Below are 15,682 nucleotides of genomic sequence, written 5' to 3'. Positions count from 1 at the left end.
GTTGCCATTCCTCGCATTGAAAGGGCACGGCGCTCATGCGACGCCGACGCCCAGGTACCGGTCCTTCACGTCGTGATCGGCCGCGAACGCCGCGTTGCTGCCTTCGTAGACGATCACACCCTGTTCGATCACGAAGTGGCGATCCGCGAGCTGCGTGCACACTTCGAGGTTCTGTTCGACGAGCAGGATCGCGACGCCGGCCGCCTTGATCCGCTTCAACTGCTCGACGATCTCCTCGACGATCACTGGCGCGAGCCCCTCGACCGGCTCGTCGAGCATCAGCAGCCGCGGATGATTCATCAGCGCGCGACCGATCGCGAGCATCTGCTGCTCGCCGCCCGACAACTGCGCGCCGCCGTTGCGGCGGCGCTCCTTCAGGCGCGGAAAGATCCGGTAGATATCGTCGAGCTGCCACGGCGAATCGCGACGCGCGCCGAGCCGCAGGTTTTCCTCGACCGACAGCAGCCGGAAAATCCCCCGATGCTCGGGCACGAAGCAGAGGCCGCGCGCGGCGATCCGGTGCGCCGGCTGCCCGGACACCGGACGGCCCGCGAACGTCACCGTGCCGCCGGTCGGCGCGACCACGCCCGCAATGGTCTTGAGCGTCGTCGACTTGCCCGCCCCGTTGCGGCCGAGGAGCGTCACCGTCTCGCCTTCGTTCACGTTCAGCGAAACGCCCTGCAGCACGTGGCTCTTGCCGTAGCAGGCATGCACCTCCTTCACGTCGAGCATCATGCGCGGCCTCCCGTGATCATGTTGCCGAGATAGGCGCTGCGCACGCGCGCGTCGCCGCGAATCGCGTCGGGCTTGCCCTCGACCAGCACGCGCCCCTGCTGCATCACCGTGATCGTGTCCGATATGTCCATCACGATGCCCATGTTGTGTTCGATCAGCACGACCGTGCAGTCGTCGCGCAGGCTGCGGATCAGCGTCTTCATGTCGTCGAGATCGTCGATGCCCATGCCCGACGTCGGCTCGTCGAGGAAGATCGCGCGCGGCCGTGCCGCCAGCGCCATGCCGACCTCGAGCCGGCGCTGCTGGCCATGCGACAGCACGCCGGACGCCGTGCCGGCGAAGCGCTGCAGGCCGAGCCGCTCGAGTACGTCGTCGACGATGTCGTCATGCGCAAGCGCGCCGCGAGGCGGCGTCCACGGATTCAGCGCCCGCCGCGATTCGACGCCCTGTGCGGCGACGCGCAGGTTCTCGCGCACGCTCAGGTTCGGAAACAGGCTCGTGACCTGGAACGAGCGCGCGATGCCGCGCCGCACGCGCTTGTGATCGGGTTCGTGCGACACGTCGTGACCGTCGAACAGGATGGAGCCCGACGTGATCGGCAACGTGCCCGTCAGCGTATGGAACAGCGTCGTCTTGCCCGCGCCGTTCGGGCCGATCACCGAATGCACGGTGCGCGGCATGATGCGTAGATCGACGCCGCCCAGCGCCGTGAACTTGCCGTAGCGCTTGACGATGCCGCGCGCTTCGAGAATCGCTTCGCTCATTGCCGCTCCTTGACCGTAGCCGCCGCGCGATCGCTACGCCGCAGCGACGCCACGACGCGTTCGCCCAGCCCCCACAACCCGCGCTGCATGAACAGGCTGACCGCGATCAGCACGAGGCCGAGCAGCAGCAGCCAGCGCGGCCACAGCGTCGACAGCCAGTCCGCGAACAGCACGTAGAACGCCGCGCCGAGCACCGACGCGAACAGGTTGCCCGTGCCGCCGATCACCGTCATCACGAGAATCATCTCGCTCGTGTGATAGTCGATGTTCGACAGCGGCGCGATGCCCGTCATCAATGCGTGCAGCGCCCCCGCCAGGCCCGTGACCGCGCCCGAGATCACGAACGCCGCGAGCTTGAAGCGCTTCACGTCGTAGCCGGCCGCCGCCGCGCGCGCCTCGTTGTCGCGAATCGCGAGCAGCGTCCGCCCGAACACCGAGCGCGAGACGCGCAGCAGCAGCCAGAACACCGCGACGAACAGCACCGCGACGAAGCCGTAGTAGCGCCACGGCGAATCGAGCGAGACGAGCGGATGCCCGAACGCGGCGAGCGCGGGACGCGGGATGTCGAGCAGCCCGTTGTCGCCGCCCGTCACATCCGGCGTCGTATACGCGAGAAAGTAGAACAACTGCCCGAACGCGAGCGTCAGCATCACGAAATACGTGCCGCGCTGCCGGATCGAGAACCAGCCGACGAGTGCGGCCGCGACGGCGCCGAGCACCGCGGCCGCGACCAGCGCGGCCGTCACGGATGGGACGCCGCGCGTCAACACCAGCCCCGCCGTGTAGCTGCCGAGCCCGAAGAAGATGCCCTGCCCGAACGACAACAGCCCCGTGTAACCGAGCAGCAGGTTGCAGCCGAGCGCGGCGAGCGCGAACACGAGCACCTCGGTCGCGAGCGAGCCCGAACTCAACACGAGCGGCAACACGCACGCGGCCACCACCGCGAGCCAGGCTTCCGGCCGCTGCAGCACGCCGCGCCACTGCGGACGTTGCGACGCCGCCGCGCCCGGCGGCAGCGGTTTCGACGAGTCGATCATGCGGCCCTCCCCAGCAAACCGTTCGGACGCAGCAGCAGCACGGCCGCCATCGCGACATAAATCATCAGCCGCGCGCCTTCCGGCCACAGCGTGCTCATCAGGCTCTGCACGATGCCGACCAGCAGGCCGCCCACGAGCGCGCCGAGAAAATTCCCCATCCCGCCGACGACGACCACGACGAACGCGACGCCGAGCGCCTCGATACCCATGAACGGATCGACGCCGCGGATCGGTGCGGCGAGTACGCCGGCCAGCGCGGCCGTCGCCGCGCCGAGCGCGAACACGAGGCTGAACACGCGCGTCACGTTGATGCCGAGCAGCGACACCATCTCCGTCGATTCGCTGCCCGCGCGCACCGTACTGCCGAGCCGCGTGCCTTCGAGCACCCACCACAGCAACGCGGCGAGGACGGCCGTGAACGCGATCACGAACAGCCGGTACTTCGGGTAGACGAAGCCGCCCCAGATCACGACGCCGTTCAGCGCGTCGGGCGGCGGCACGTTGTCGCCGAGCGGGCCCCATGCGAGGATCGCGCACTCCTGCAGCACGAGCGCGAGCCCGACCGTCGCGAGGATGTGAAATTCATGTTGCTGCGCGTACACATGACGCAGCACGAGCTTCTCGACGATCCATGCGAACGCGCCGACGACGAGCGGTACGATCGCGAGCGCCACCCAGAAATTCGCCGACCATTGCAACGCCTGGTAGCAGAGATACGCACCAAGCAGGTAGAACGCGCCGTGAGCGAAATTCACGAAGCGCAGCAGGCCGAACACGATCGACAGGCCGACGGCGAGCAGGAAATACAGCATGCCCACGCCGATGCCGTTGACGATCTGCAGCAGATAGACGTTCATGGCTTCCGTGTCGGAAAGGAAGATAACGGACGCCCGCGGCGCGCGATGCGCCGCGAACGCATGCACGGCGTCACGCGAGCTTGCAGCCCGTCTTGTCGACCGCCAGGAACGACTGGCCGGAGCTGACGATGTCCGCGTAGTCGTCCGCGTTCTTCATCCGGCTCTTCGGCTTGCCTTTCAGCAGGTAGTAGTTCTTCAGCACCTGGTGGTCGCCCTTGCGGATTTCCTCCGGACCCGTGAGGCCGTCGTACTTCATCCCTTCCATCGCGGCGACGACCTTCTTCGGATCGGCACTGCCGGCCTTCACCATCGCGTCGATCAGGATCTTCGAGCACATGTACGAACCCGCGAGGCTGTAGTTCGGGTTCGCCTTGAACGCGGCGTTCGCGCGCTTCACGAGATCGCGGTTCAGCGGCGAATCGATGCCGTGCCAGTACTGCGCGCCGAAATACACGCCGTCGCAGATATCCGGACCGAGCGCCTCGAACTGCTCGAGGCCCGATGCCCACGCGAGCAGGATCGTGCAGTTGCGCTTCATCCCGAAGCTGACGGCCTGGCGCAGCGTGTCCGACGATTGCGAGCCGAAGTTGAGGATCAGCAGCACGTCCGGCTGCGCGGCCGCCGCATTGGTCAGGTAGCCGCTGAATTCCTTTTCGGCGAGCGAGTGATAGCTGTTGCCGACGTGCTCGATGCCCTTCTCCTTGAAGAGCGCCTTCGCGGCCGACAGCAGGCCGTCGCCGAACACGTATTGCGGCGTGATCGTGTACCAGCGCTTCGCCTTCGGCAGCATCTGGATCAACGGGCGCACCGTCTGCTCGATCGCGCCGAACGTCGGCACCGACCAGCGGAAGGTCGCCGCGTTGCAATCCTTGCCGGTGATCTCGTCCGCCCCGGCCGTCGTGATGAACACGCCGCCCGCCTTCTGGACTTCCTTGCCCATCGCCAGCGATTCGGACGACAGGATGCCGCCCGCGAAGAAACGCACGCCCTTCTGCTGCGCGATTTCCTGCACGCGCCGCACGGCCGTCGCGGGCTTGCCCTCGGTGTCGAGCGCCGTATAGGCGAGCGGCGCGCCGAGCACCTTGCCGTATTGCTTGACGACCAGTTGCATGCCGAGATCGGCGTACTTGCCGTTGGCGGCGAACGGGCCGGACATCGGCACCGGGCAGGCAAGCTGGATGGGCGAGCCCTGCGCGAACGCGACGCGGGACGACATGCTGCCGAGCGCGCCCGGCACGGCCGACAGCGCGGCCAGTTTCAACAGTTCTCGGCGATTCAAGTTGATGCTCCTCATGATGGGGGACACACGCGATACGACCGACTGCCAAACCGTGCCCACGCCACTCCCGCATGCGCGCCGCCGGTTCATCCTATTTATCATGATAAATAGGATGAACCTGATGCTAGAGTTGATCAAAATTGGTGTCAATCAGGCAAAATTCCGTACCCGCGCCAGGACCGATCGTCGAAGATGACGCGGCGCGCGGTCAGAAAAAGGAGTCGTGAAGATGGTCATGGACCGACCCAGGGCGGGCCTCGCGGTCGAAATCAAGCAGCCGAAGCGGGCCGATCTCGTCGCCGAGGAGATCAAGCGGCTGATCACCGAGAAGGACCTGAAGCCGGGTGACCGCCTGCCGCGCGAAGCCGAGCTGCAGCAGCTCTATGCGGTGAGCAAGAGCACGATCCGGGAGGCGCTGAAGTCGCTCGAGGTGCAGGGCCTCATCAAGGTCACGACCGGGCCGTCGGGCGGCGGGATGATCGTCGAGGTGCCGCTCGACCGCACGCTTCAGCTCCTGCAGAACTACCTGTTCTTCAAGGACGTGACGATCGACGACATCTATACGGTGCGCAAGCTGCTCGAACCCGAGCTGGCCGCCGGCGCCGTGCCGCACCTGACGGAGCGCGACTTCGCGGCGCTGGAATCGAACATCGCGTGCTGCGACGGCGCGTCGGGCGTGCACGATCGCGGCCACATGCTGCGCCAGCGGCAGGAGGACACGACGTTCCACGACATCCTCGCGGCCGCGAATCCCAATCCGTTCCTGCGCTTCAGTTGCGAACTGATCAACGAGATGATCCGGCAGTTGATCGAGTTCCGGAACGATACGCCGCTCGTCGAGCACAAGCGCTTCGGCGAAGCGAACGTGTCGATCCACAAGGCGATCCTGCAGGCCGCGCGCGAGCGCGACGCCGAGCGCGTGCGTGCGCTGATGGTCGAGCACATGACCGAGGCTCCCAAGCATGTGAAGCGGATGAAAGGCAAGCTGCGTGGGCGGTTGATCCTCGATTCCGAGATCCGCAGGCGCGCGGCCGCCGCGCCCGTGGCGGGATCCGATGCGTCCGCAACGGATCCGGAAGAACGCTGAGCGGCGGCACACGCGGCGGGGGCACATTCGCCGCGCGCTTCGTCCGGGCGATCAGGTCGTCATCGCGCGCCGCCTTCCGTGTACCCGGTCGTACCCTTCGTTTCCAGATACTCGACGAGGCCGAACTCCGCATACTCGCGCCCGTTGCCCGAGCGCTTGTAGCCGCCGAACGGCGCGGCCGGGTTCCACGCCGGGTAGTTGATGTGGACGTTGCCGACGCGCAACCGTGCCGCGATCCGGCGCGCGCGCTCGAGATCCTTCGACTGCACGTAGGCCGCGAGCCCGTAGACCGAATCGTTCGCAAGCGCGACGGCCTCGTCCTCGGTCCGGTAGGTCATGATCGACAACACCGGCCCGAAGATTTCTTCCGTTGCGATCGTCATGCCCGGTGTCACGTTCGAAAACACCGTCGGCCGCACGTAGAACCCGTCCGCGTGCCCCGCCGGCCGGCCGGGGCCGCCGGCGACGAGCGTCGCGCCTTCTTCGATCCCGAGCCGGATGAAGTGCTGGATACGATCGAACTGCGTGCGGCTGACCACCGGCCCGATGCCGGTTTCCGTCGAACGCGGATCGCCGACGACGGTACGTTCCGCTTCCCGGCGCGCCGCCTGCTCGGCCCGCGCCAGATGATCGACGTGCACGAGCATGCGCGTCGGCGCATTGCACGACTGGCCGCTGTTGCTGAAGCAACTGCGCGTGCCGCGCGTGACGGCATCCTCGATGTCCGCGTCGGGCAGGATCAGGTTCGGGCTCTTGCTGCCGAGCTCCTGGTGCACGCGCTTCACGGTATCGGCGGCCGCCTTCGCGACTTCGACGCCGGCCCGCGTCGAGCCCGTGAACGACACCATGTCGACCTCCGGATGCCGCGATAGCGCGTCGCCCACTTCATGTCCATAGCCGTGCACGAGATTGAACACGCCGCGCGGCACGCCGGCTTCGTGCAGGATCTCCGCGAACAGGATCGCGCTGAACGGTGCGATCTCGCTCGGCTTGAGCACCATCGTGCAGCCAGCCGCGAGCGCCGGCGCGACCTTGCACACGATCTGGTTGATCGGCCAGTTCCACGGCGTGATCAGCGCGCACACGCCGATCGGCTCGTGCGACACCAGCAGCGAATCGGTCTGCGTGCTGAAGCGGAACGACTGCAGCGCGCGGATCGTCTGTTCGAGGTGCGCGGTGCCGACCGCGGCCTGCATCGCCCGCGCGAACGCGATCGGCGCCCCCATCTCCTGGCTGATCGTCTGCGCGACCTCCTCGTAGCGGCGCTGATAGATCTCGAGGACCCGCTTCAGCAACGCGACGCGCTCATCCACCGGCCAGCGCGAATAGGTATCGAAGGCCCGCTTCGCCGCGCCGACCGCGTGGTCGACATCGGCCGCGCCGCCGATCGCGAGCCGTGCATACGGCCGCGCGGTGGCCGGATCGATCACGTCGATCGATCTCGCATCGGCCGGATCGAGCCACTGGCCATCGACGTAGGACTGTTGTGACGTTCGCATCGAATGCTCCTGAAATGAAGGATGCCGCGCTCAGCGCGTCGCCCGTGCGTAGGTTTCGACGAGGATGTCGCGAATCTGCGCGACGAACCACACGATCTCGTCGCGCGACATCACGAGCGGCGGCGAGAATTGCACGATCGGCGTGCCTTCGTGATCGACGCCCGCGCGGCACAACAGCCCCGCGTCGAAGATCGCCGGCGCGAGCATCGTCGACACGAATGCCTGCGCACTGATACCGGCCGCCCAGCGGCCCGCGGCCTTGTCCGTCACAAGTTCGAGCGAGTAGTGATAGCCGTCGCCGCGCACGTCGCCGACGCACGGCAGCTCGAGCAGCCCGTCGAGCGTCCGGCGAAACACCGCTTCGTTGTCGCGAACGTTCGCGAGCACGCCTTCGCGCTCCATGATCGCGAGATTCGCGAGCGCGGCCGTGCACGCGACCGGATGGCCGCCGTAGGTCGCGCCGTGCAGGAACATCTGCTGCGGCCCGTCGAGCACGGTGTCGACGACCGCGTCGCTTGCGATCACGCCGCCGAGCGGCACGTAACCCGACGCGATGCCTTTCGCGAACGTGATGATGTCCGGCTTCAGCCCATAGCGTGCGGAGCCGAAATACTCGCCGAGCCGGCCGAAGCCGCAGATCACCTCGTCGGCCACGAGCAGCACGCCGTGCCGGTCGCAGAGGCCGCGCAGGCCAGCCGCGTAGCCGGCCGGCGGCGTCAGGCTGCCGCCCGCGTTCTGCAACGGCTCGACGACGATCGCGGCGACCGTGTCGGGCCCCTCCTGCACGATCAGCGATTCGATCTCGTCGAGCAGATGGCGCGTGAACTGCGCTTCCGTTTCGCCTGCCGGGCGGCCGTAGCGCTTCGTATTGCCGACGTGCCGCACACCCGACATCAGCGGCTCGAAATGCTTGCGGAAGTTCGTCATCCCGTTCAGCGCGAGCGCGCCGAACGACGTGCCGTGATACGCGACGCGCCGCGCGATGAACTTGCGCCGCTGCGGCTCGCCGCGCGACTGGTGATACTGGCGCACCAGCTTGATCGCCGATTCGTTCGACTCGGAACCGCTCGACGTGAAGAACACGCGGTTCAGTCCTTCCGGCGCGAGCGCCGCGAGCCGGTGCGCGAGCCGGATCGCCGGTTCGTGGCCGTATCCCCAGTTGGTCGCGAACGGCAGCCGCACCATCTGCTCGCGGATCGCATCGCCGATCTCCGCGCCGTGGCTGTAGCCGACCTGCACGCAGTACAGCCCGGCCAGCCCGTCGAAATAGCGCTTGCCGCTGCGGTCGACGAGCCAGCAGCCTTCGCCGCGGTCGAACACAGTCAGCGCGTTCTCGCGGTATGCATCGGCATGCGTGAAGTGCATCAGCAGATGGCGCTTGCCGAGCGCCTGCAGGTCCGCATCGAGATTGACGTCAACGGCGTTCATGGATCACTCCTCCTTCAGGGTTTCAAAACCGGCATCGCGCAGCCGGTCATTCAGTTCATCGACAACGTCGGCGCCGGGCGCGTGAAGCCGCGCGTGAGCCAGACGAGCTGGCAGAGCCCGAGCACGAGCCAGCCGATGCCGACGTAGAACGTCTGGCGCGACAGCCCAGACCAGAGCCACACGTTCATCGCGAAGCCGATCGCCGGCATCAGGCCGTATGCGATCCAGCCCGCGGCATGGCGATGCTCGGGCCGGCCCAGATAGCTGCGCATCACGCACAGATTCACGATCGCGAACGCGACGAGCGCGCCGAAGCTGATCATCGTCGACGCGAGATCGAGCGTGATGAACAGCGCGGACAGCGATACGACGCCGACCGCGAGCGTCGCTCGCACCGGCGTGCGCAGCCGCGCATGCAGATGACCGAACACGCATTCGGGCAGCACGCGGTCGCGACCCATCGCGAACAGCACGCGCGTCACGCTCGCCTGGCCGGCCATCGCGCTCGCGAAGCAGCCGGCCACGTACACCGCGACGAAGAACGCCGACAGCGTGCGGCCGCCGACCCGCCGCATCAGTTCGAGGCTGGCCGAATCGAGATCCTTGAACGCGTGCCAGTCGGGAAACACCCGTTGACCGACATACGCGATCAGCATGAACAGCAGGCCGCTCGCGAGCGTGCAGAGCAGAATCGCGCGCGGCACCGTGCGCCGCGGCTCGCGCGTTTCCTCCGACAGCGTGGTGACCGCATCGAAGCCGAGAAACGACAGGCACAGAATCGCGGAGCCGGCGAAGATCGCGCCCGCGTCGCCGGACGACGGCAACGCGACGGCCATCGACAGTCCTTCGCCGGCCGCGACGTACGTCGACGCGATGACGAAGACCGCGATAAACACGAGCTGGCTCGCGATCAGGATCAGGTTCACGCGATTGACGAGCCGGATGCCGACGAGGTTCAGCCCGGTGATCAGCGCGATGCTGCCGACGATCCACACGCCGGCCGGCACCGTCGGAAAGATCTGCTTCATGTAGATGCCGATCGCGAGGTAGCTGATCATCGGAATGAACAGGTAGTCCATCAGCAATGCCCAGCCGACCATGAAGCCGGCCGACGTGCCGAAGTTGCGGCTCGCGAACGTATAGGCCGACCCGGCGCTCGGCATCAGCCGTGCCATGTGCCCGTAGCTGCGTGCGGTAAACAGCATCGCGATCAACGTGACCGCATACGCGGCCGTCAGATGTCCGTTCGTCTCGCTCGTGACGAGGCCGTAGGTCGTGAACACCGTCATCGGCAGCATGTACGCGAGCCCGAAGATCACCAGCGTCGAGAGTCCGAGCAGGTGCGGCTTGCCGGCGTCCGTGTGGCCGCGCTCCACGTGCGCCCCGAACTCGTGCGTCGCGGCGACTGATACGGTTCGACCTGGCCTGTCGTTGTCCATGCTGTCCTCACGTGGGTGGCGTCCATGACTTCAACACGCGTGCGTCCGGCGCTGCCGGCGGGGCACGACTCGAGGAAAGTGTGGTGCGTCAAAAAATCGACGACGAATGAGAAAAGCGGACGTAATCGAGGGATATTTACGGACAGGTGGTCGCGCATCGTGCCATTTCACCTTGCATGCTGCTGTGCCGCACTGGCGTTTTGCGGACAATCCGGCTATGTTCGGTGCGACTCCGTCACCCCGTCGGCACCATGAGCAGCCGTTCCCAACGAAACCAGAGCCGGGCCGAGCGCAGCCTGCGTTCGGCGCTCGGCCTCGCGCGCCCGGCCGGGCGTCAGCAGGATATTCCCGCCACGGTCCATGCGATCGCGGTCGCGCTGGACGAGTGCCGCGTGCGGCACATCGACGGCGCCGCGCTGCTCGAAGGCACGGGGCTCGGCGCGGACGAAGTCGCGTCGCCGAACCTGCACGTGAATCGCGGCCAGGAGCAACGCTGCTTCCGCAACCTGCTGCGCTGCAGCGGCGTGCCGTCGATCGGGCTGTCGATCGGCGCGCGGCTGCATGTGTCGACGCTCGGCCTGGCCGGCTACGCGATGCTGATCAGCGGCTCCGTGATACAGGCGTTCCGCTGCATGGGCCAGTTTCCGCTGTTCATGGGGCTGTATTTCGACGTGCGGGTCGACGCGCACGCAGGCGGCATGAGCGTGACGATTGGCCGCTACAACGGCGAGCCCGATCTCGCCGTGTTCCAGGCCGACATGTGCCTGGCGAGCCTGCGCCTGATCGTGTCCGATCTCGTCGGCAAACCGGTATGGCCCGAGCAGGTTCGGCTCGCGCGCCCCACGCCGCTCAACGCGGCCGACTACGCGCGCCACTTCGGCTGCCCGGTCGTCTTCGATGCGGACGACAACCGGCTCGTGTTCACGTCGGTGAACGGCATGGAAGCGCCGCGTCTCGCAAACGAAGTCAGCTTCAATGCATTGCACGGCCAGTGCGAGGTGCTCGAACGGCAGTGGGCCGCATCGGTCGGCACGCGCTTCGCCGATCGCGCGAAGGAACTGATGGCGCGCGACCTCGCGCGCTTCAAGTCGATGACGGCGCTCGCCGACGCGCTCCACCTGACCGAACGCACGCTGCGCAGGCGGCTCGACAAGGACGGCATCACGTTCCAGTCGTTGCTCGACGACGTGCGTCGCGACGAAGCCGTGCGCTTGCTCGACGATCACGCGTTGACCGTCGCCGCGATCGCCGAGCGGCTCGGCTACAGCGAGCCGCGCAGCTTCCGTCATGCGTACCGGCGCTGGACCGGCAAGACGCCGCGCGCCGAGTCGGACGTCGACGCGTGAATCCGACGCACGGTATTCGGCGATCACGCGCGTCGCGGAAATCGACGTCGACCAATATCATCCGGCACACGACGTACGCGAGCGGACCGCGAGGACGATCGTGCGGCTGCCCACCGACATGAGCGGAACGAGCATGTCGCGACCGCGTCTTGACCCACTGATTCGGTCTTCGAATCAATTTTCACGCACCTCGCTCTTCGCTGTCGCGCGGCCGGGGACGCATCGCCGCGATCGTCCCCCACGGTAGACGCGATTAATCGATTGCTCTATACTCGCGTCAACTTCATCACAAAACGCATGATCTCGTGCGCAACGTGATGTCATTTCGCACTTCGTTGCGCATGCATCCGTTTCGCCACGTCAAAGGGGCCACCGGCCCCAGCGGTCGGCGTCAAGCCGCCCGCATCCATGCCGTCCTCACGGGACGGTGCCCTGCTCGAACGCGCCTCGCCGTTACGGCGCCGCCGGGCTGAACCTGACAATCAGACGAACGCGTCGTCGCGTTCACCCGACCGCCAGCCGCACCTCGGTGCAGCCGGCAGCACTGTTTCCGTCAGTTCAATCGCGGCCATGCCGGGATCACGAACTTCCATCGCGACGCCATTCGGCGTCATCGCGGCGTGCGCCTGCGCGCGTCGCACCGAATCGAGGAGGCGTATCTTCATGACTCGACGCACTGTCCAGCTGGTGGGCAGCCTGATGGCAATCATCGCAGTGGGATGGGCATTGGCGCGCGGCATCGGCGCCGAAACGTTCCATCAGCGCTCGGACGATCTCGCCTACTACGCAGGCCAGCACATGCTGCTGGTCGTCTATTCGATGACACTGGCCATCGCCGTGGGCGTGCCGGCCGGCGTGCTGCTGAGCCGGCCGCGATTCCAGCATCAAGCCGAGCGCTTCATGCAGATCTTCAACATCGGCAACACGATCCCCTCGCTCGCCGTGCTGGCCATCGCACTCGGCATCTTCGGCATCGGCAACGTGCCCGCGATCGTCGCGCTGTTCCTCGCGTCGCTCCTGCCCATCACTCGCAATGCGTACGAAGGCATGAAGAACGTGCCGGCCGCGCTGCGCGAAGCCGCCAAGGGCATCGGCATGACCGGCTGGCAGTCGCTGGTTCGCGTGGAACTGCCCAATGCGCTGCCGATCATCGTCGGCGGCGTGCGCACCGCGCTCGCGATCAACGTCGGGACGGCGCCGCTCGCGTACCTGATCGGCGCGGACAGTCTCGGCTCGCTGATCTTCCCCGGCATCTACCTCGACAACCAGCCGGTGCTGCTGCTCGGCGCGTCGCTCACCGCGATCCTCGCACTGGCGCTGGACGGCGTCGTCGCGGCCGGCAGCCGTCACTGGCTCGCACGCCACGGAGGTGCCGCATGATGCTTCGACGCATTCTTCGATCGCTCGCACGCCTGGGCGTCGCCGGCGCGCTGTGCGTCGCAGCCGGCACGCCGGCCTTCGCCGCGAAGCTCGTGCTGGGCGCGAAGAACTTCACCGAGCAATACGTGCTGGCGGAACTCACGTCGCAATACCTGCGCTCGCGCGGCTATGACGTCGAAGTCCGCGCCGGCCTCGGCAGTACGCTCGCACGCAGCGCACTGGAGAACGGCCAGTTCGACCTGATGTGGGATTACACGGGCACTGCGGCCCTCGTCTACAACAAGATCCAGGACAAGCTGTCGCCCGAGGAAATGTACCGGCGCGTCAAGGCGCTCGACGTGCCGCGCGGGCTCGTGTGGCTCGACGCGTCGCCGCTCAACGACACCTACGCGATCGGCCTGCCGAGCCAGCTCGCGCAGGCCACCGGCATCCGGACGGTGTCGCAGCTCGCCGAGCACCTGAAGAACGATCCGGCCGCGAAGCATTACGTATTCGGCATGGACGCGGAATTCGCGAACCGGCCCGACGGCCTGAAGCCGCTGCTCGCCGCGTACGGCATGCAGTTCAGCCGCGCCCAACTGAAACAGATGGATCCGGGGCTCGTCTATACGGCCCTGCACAACGACCAGTTGAAGATCGGCCTCGTCTACACGACCGACGGACGCGTGAAGGGCTTCGGCATCGTTCCGCTCGAGGACGACAGGCACTTCTTCCCGCCGTACAACGCGACGCCCGTGGTCCGCAAGGGCACGCTCGAGCGCAACCCGAAGCTCGCGACGCAGCTCAACGCGCTGTCGGCCGCGCTCGACAACGACGCGATGCAGGCGATGGCCAAGGCGGTCGATCTCGACGGCAAATCGCCGCGCGACGTCGCCGATGCATTCCTGCGCACCCATTCGCTACCTTGAAGGAGAACCGATGAACGTATTCGACTATCTCGCTTCGAGCTGGCCCGAGCTGCTGCAGCTCACGCTGCAGCACGTGTGGCTCGTCGCGATCGCCGTGGGCTGCGCGATCGTCGCCGGCGTACCGCTCGGTGTCCTGATCAATCGCCACGACTGGCTGGCGGGGCCGCTGCTCGGCCTCGCCACGCTCGTGCTCACGCTGCCGTCCATCGCGTTGTTCGGCCTGATGATCCCGTTCTTCTCGCGCTTCGGCCAGGGCATCGGCGCCGCGCCCGCGATCACGGCCGTGTTCCTCTACTCGCTGCTGCCGATCATGCGCAATACCTACCTCGCATTGCACAACGTGGATGCGGGGATCAGGGAAGCCGGCACCGGCATCGGCATGACGTCGTGGCAGCGCCTGCGCCTCGTCGAATTGCCGCTGGCGGTGCCCGTGATTCTCGCGGGCGTACGCACCGCGGTCGTGATGAACATCGGCGTGATGACGATCGCCGCCGTGATCGGCGCGGGCGGCCTCGGCACGCTGATCCTGCGTGCGATCGGGCAGAGCAGCATGATGAAACTGCTGGTGGGCGCGGTGCTCGTGAGCCTGCTCGCGATCGTCGCCGACCGGCTGCTGCAGATGCTGCAACGTGCATTGACACCGAAGGGAGTGCAGAAGACATGATCGAACTCGACAAACTGACCAAGACCTTCACGCGCAAGGACGGCCAGGCCGTGCGCGCGGTCGACTCCGTGAGCCTGTCGGTGCCCGAAGGGGAAATCTGCGTGTTCCTCGGCCCGTCGGGCTGCGGCAAGACCACCACGCTCAAGATGATCAACCGGCTCATCGCCGCGACATCGGGCCGCGTGCTCATCAACGGCGAGGATACGGCGCAGTTGAACGAAGTCGACCTGCGGCGCCACATCGGCTACGTGATCCAGCAGATCGGGCTGTTCCCGAACATGACGATCGAGGAAAACATCACCGTCGTGCCGCGCCTGCTCGGCTGGGACAAGAAGCGCTGTGCCGAACGCGCACGCGATCTGATGTCGATGGTCGCGCTCGATCCGAAGCTGTACCTGAAACGCTATCCGCGCGAGCTGTCGGGCGGCCAGCAGCAGCGCATCGGCGTGATTCGCGCGCTGGCCGCCGATCCGCCCGTGCTGCTGATGGACGAGCCGTTCGGCGCGGTCGATCCGATCAATCGCGAATCGATCCAGAACGAGTTCTTCCAGATGCAGCGGCAACTCAACAAGACCGTGATCATGGTGAGCCACGACATCGACGAAGCGATCAAGCTGGGCGATCGCATCGCCGTGTTCCGGCGCGGCCAGCTCGTTCAGTACGATCACCCCGACACGCTGCTCGCGCGCCCGCGCGACGAGTTCGTCGCGCAGTTCGTCGGCCAGGACAGCACGCTCAAGCGCCTGCTGCTCGTGAAGGCCGGCGACGCCGCCACGCAGCCCGAAACGGCGCGCGTCGATACGCCGCTCGCGCATGCGCTGGCGGTGATGGACGAAACCGACTGCCGCTACCTGACCGTGCTCGACGACGCGGGCCGGGCGCTCGGCTACGTGACGCGCCGCGCGGCACGCACCGACGGCGGCGTGTGCGGCGAACGCGTGACGCCGTACCCGGCCGGCGTCGCGGCGGACGACAACCTGCGCATCGTGCTGTCGAAGATGTACCAGTACAGCGTGTCGTGGATGCCGGTGCTCGACCCGGACGGTGCGTGGCTCGGCGAGATCACGCAGGATTCGATCGCCGCATACCTGAGCTCCGGCCGGTCGCGCCGGCAAACCGGTCAGCCGCCGGGCAGTCCGGTCGAGGTGGCGGCCGCGGTCGCCACGTCCTGAGTCGCACCCGGGCCGGTGCTGCCGGCGCTTCATCGCATCGGCTTCGGGAAGCGAATCGATGCCGCGCGTTGCCGAAAAAGAGGGGGC

General features: G+C 66.9%; 15 protein-coding genes. 6 read left to right on the top strand and 9 right to left on the bottom strand.

All coding sequences use genetic code 11. The annotated features are described in order from the left end of the window. Positions 1 to 33 precede the first annotated feature (33 nt). From CFB46_RS32785 to CFB46_RS32765, 5 genes are all read right to left on the bottom strand, one after another. Complete coding sequence (locus CFB46_RS32785) at positions 34 to 735, bottom strand: ABC transporter ATP-binding protein (RefSeq protein ID WP_027786386.1); 702 nt, start codon at positions 733 to 735, stop codon at positions 34 to 36. Next, positions 732 to 1,499: an ABC transporter ATP-binding protein gene (locus CFB46_RS32780; protein WP_089502458.1), complete on the bottom strand. Its 768-nt coding sequence runs from the start codon at positions 1,497 to 1,499 to the stop codon at positions 732 to 734. The genes CFB46_RS32785 and CFB46_RS32780 overlap by 4 nt, the downstream gene beginning before the upstream one ends. Then, entirely contained in the window at positions 1,496 to 2,536 is a 1,041-nt protein-coding gene (locus CFB46_RS32775; RefSeq protein ID WP_027786384.1) for a branched-chain amino acid ABC transporter permease, read from the bottom strand. Before CFB46_RS32775 ends, CFB46_RS32780 begins: the two co-directional genes overlap by 4 nt. After that, positions 2,533 to 3,393 (bottom strand): branched-chain amino acid ABC transporter permease, encoded by an 861-nt coding sequence (locus tag CFB46_RS32770; RefSeq protein ID WP_027786383.1) that lies wholly within the window; start codon positions 3,391 to 3,393, stop codon positions 2,533 to 2,535. The genes CFB46_RS32775 and CFB46_RS32770 overlap by 4 nt, the downstream gene beginning before the upstream one ends. A 70-nt stretch (positions 3,394 to 3,463) precedes the next feature. Beyond that, the gene (locus tag CFB46_RS32765; RefSeq protein WP_027786382.1) at positions 3,464 to 4,672 is read right to left on the bottom strand and encodes an ABC transporter substrate-binding protein; all 1,209 of its coding nucleotides are present in this window, start codon (positions 4,670 to 4,672) and stop codon (positions 3,464 to 3,466) included. Positions 4,673 to 4,901: 229 nt separating this feature from the next. Here CFB46_RS32765 and CFB46_RS32755 point away from each other — a divergent pair, with 229 nt between their 5' ends. Continuing rightward, on the top strand, positions 4,902 to 5,759 hold the full coding sequence (locus CFB46_RS32755) for a FadR/GntR family transcriptional regulator (protein ID WP_027786380.1): 858 nt from the start codon (positions 4,902 to 4,904) through the stop codon (positions 5,757 to 5,759). 59 nt (positions 5,760 to 5,818) lie between these two features. Here CFB46_RS32755 and CFB46_RS32750 read toward each other — a convergent pair whose 3' ends face one another. From CFB46_RS32750 to CFB46_RS32740, 3 genes are read right to left on the bottom strand one after another with little or no spacing between them, the layout of a single operon-like run. Continuing rightward, a complete protein-coding gene (locus CFB46_RS32750) occupies positions 5,819 to 7,258 on the bottom strand; it encodes an aldehyde dehydrogenase family protein (RefSeq protein WP_027786379.1) in 1,440 nt (479 codons plus the stop codon). 30 nt (positions 7,259 to 7,288) lie between these two features. Next, entirely contained in the window at positions 7,289 to 8,686 is a 1,398-nt protein-coding gene (locus CFB46_RS32745) for an aspartate aminotransferase family protein (RefSeq protein ID WP_027786378.1), read from the bottom strand. A gap of 50 nt (positions 8,687 to 8,736) precedes the next feature. Then, positions 8,737 to 10,125 (bottom strand): APC family permease, encoded by a 1,389-nt coding sequence (locus tag CFB46_RS32740; RefSeq protein ID WP_027786377.1) that lies wholly within the window; start codon positions 10,123 to 10,125, stop codon positions 8,737 to 8,739. Positions 10,126 to 10,376: 251 nt separating this feature from the next. Between CFB46_RS32740 and CFB46_RS32735 the strand changes: the two genes are divergently transcribed. Beyond that, positions 10,377 to 11,471 (top strand): AraC family transcriptional regulator, encoded by a 1,095-nt coding sequence (locus CFB46_RS32735; protein ID WP_027786376.1) that lies wholly within the window; start codon positions 10,377 to 10,379, stop codon positions 11,469 to 11,471. Positions 11,472 to 11,953: 482 nt separating this feature from the next. On the opposite strand, the gene CFB46_RS32725 is transcribed toward CFB46_RS32735, so the two are convergent. Then, on the bottom strand, positions 11,954 to 12,085 hold the full coding sequence (locus CFB46_RS32725; RefSeq protein ID WP_256980740.1) for a hypothetical protein: 132 nt from the start codon (positions 12,083 to 12,085) through the stop codon (positions 11,954 to 11,956). A gap of 49 nt (positions 12,086 to 12,134) precedes the next feature. Between CFB46_RS32725 and CFB46_RS32720 the strand changes: the two genes are divergently transcribed. From CFB46_RS32720 to CFB46_RS32705, 4 genes are read left to right on the top strand one after another with little or no spacing between them, the layout of a single operon-like run. Beyond that, positions 12,135 to 12,851, top strand: coding sequence for an ABC transporter permease (locus tag CFB46_RS32720; RefSeq protein ID WP_089502457.1), 717 nt, complete (start codon positions 12,135 to 12,137; stop codon positions 12,849 to 12,851). Beyond that, positions 12,848 to 13,759 carry a glycine betaine ABC transporter substrate-binding protein gene (locus CFB46_RS32715; RefSeq protein ID WP_027786373.1) on the top strand — a complete coding sequence of 304 codons (912 nt, stop codon included), beginning with the start codon at positions 12,848 to 12,850 and terminating at the stop codon, positions 13,757 to 13,759. Before CFB46_RS32720 ends, CFB46_RS32715 begins: the two co-directional genes overlap by 4 nt. Before the next feature lie 10 nt (positions 13,760 to 13,769). Continuing rightward, positions 13,770 to 14,423, top strand: coding sequence for an ABC transporter permease (locus tag CFB46_RS32710; protein WP_027786372.1), 654 nt, complete (start codon positions 13,770 to 13,772; stop codon positions 14,421 to 14,423). Further along, positions 14,420 to 15,595, top strand: coding sequence for an ABC transporter ATP-binding protein (locus tag CFB46_RS32705; protein WP_027786371.1), 1,176 nt, complete (start codon positions 14,420 to 14,422; stop codon positions 15,593 to 15,595). Before CFB46_RS32710 ends, CFB46_RS32705 begins: the two co-directional genes overlap by 4 nt. Positions 15,596 to 15,682: the final 87 nt, after the last annotated feature.

Origin of the sequence: Burkholderia sp. HI2761, assembly GCF_002223355.1 — a bacterium.
Classification (GTDB): Bacteria; Pseudomonadota; Gammaproteobacteria; order Burkholderiales; family Burkholderiaceae; genus Burkholderia.
Note: the sequence above shows the minus strand (reverse complement) of the source record. Positions and strands in the feature narration are given on the sequence as shown.

What these genes read in the sequence shown, in the direction of transcription:
- CFB46_RS32785 (WP_027786386.1), bottom strand. Translation starts at nt 735, where the DNA reads ATGATGCTCGACGTGAAGGAGGTGCATGCCTGCTACGGCAAGAGCCAC.
- CFB46_RS32780 (WP_089502458.1), bottom strand. Translation starts at nt 1,499, where the DNA reads ATGAGCGAAGCGATTCTCGAAGCGCGCGGCATCGTCAAGCGCTACGGC.
- CFB46_RS32775 (WP_027786384.1), bottom strand. Translation starts at nt 2,536, where the DNA reads ATGATCGACTCGTCGAAACCGCTGCCGCCGGGCGCGGCGGCGTCGCAA.
- CFB46_RS32770 (WP_027786383.1), bottom strand. Translation starts at nt 3,393, where the DNA reads ATGAACGTCTATCTGCTGCAGATCGTCAACGGCATCGGCGTGGGCATG.
- CFB46_RS32755 (WP_027786380.1), top strand. Translation starts at nt 4,902, where the DNA reads ATGGTCATGGACCGACCCAGGGCGGGCCTCGCGGTCGAAATCAAGCAG.
- CFB46_RS32750 (WP_027786379.1), bottom strand. Translation starts at nt 7,258, where the DNA reads ATGCGAACGTCACAACAGTCCTACGTCGATGGCCAGTGGCTCGATCCG.
- CFB46_RS32745 (WP_027786378.1), bottom strand. Translation starts at nt 8,686, where the DNA reads ATGAACGCCGTTGACGTCAATCTCGATGCGGACCTGCAGGCGCTCGGC.
- CFB46_RS32740 (WP_027786377.1), bottom strand. Translation starts at nt 10,125, where the DNA reads ATGGACAACGACAGGCCAGGTCGAACCGTATCAGTCGCCGCGACGCAC.
- CFB46_RS32735 (WP_027786376.1), top strand. Translation starts at nt 10,377, where the DNA reads ATGAGCAGCCGTTCCCAACGAAACCAGAGCCGGGCCGAGCGCAGCCTG.
- CFB46_RS32725 (WP_256980740.1), bottom strand. Translation starts at nt 12,085, where the DNA reads ATGACGCCGAATGGCGTCGCGATGGAAGTTCGTGATCCCGGCATGGCC.
- CFB46_RS32720 (WP_089502457.1), top strand. Translation starts at nt 12,135, where the DNA reads ATGACTCGACGCACTGTCCAGCTGGTGGGCAGCCTGATGGCAATCATC.
- CFB46_RS32715 (WP_027786373.1), top strand. Translation starts at nt 12,848, where the DNA reads ATGATGCTTCGACGCATTCTTCGATCGCTCGCACGCCTGGGCGTCGCC.
- CFB46_RS32710 (WP_027786372.1), top strand. Translation starts at nt 13,770, where the DNA reads ATGAACGTATTCGACTATCTCGCTTCGAGCTGGCCCGAGCTGCTGCAG.
- CFB46_RS32705 (WP_027786371.1), top strand. Translation starts at nt 14,420, where the DNA reads ATGATCGAACTCGACAAACTGACCAAGACCTTCACGCGCAAGGACGGC.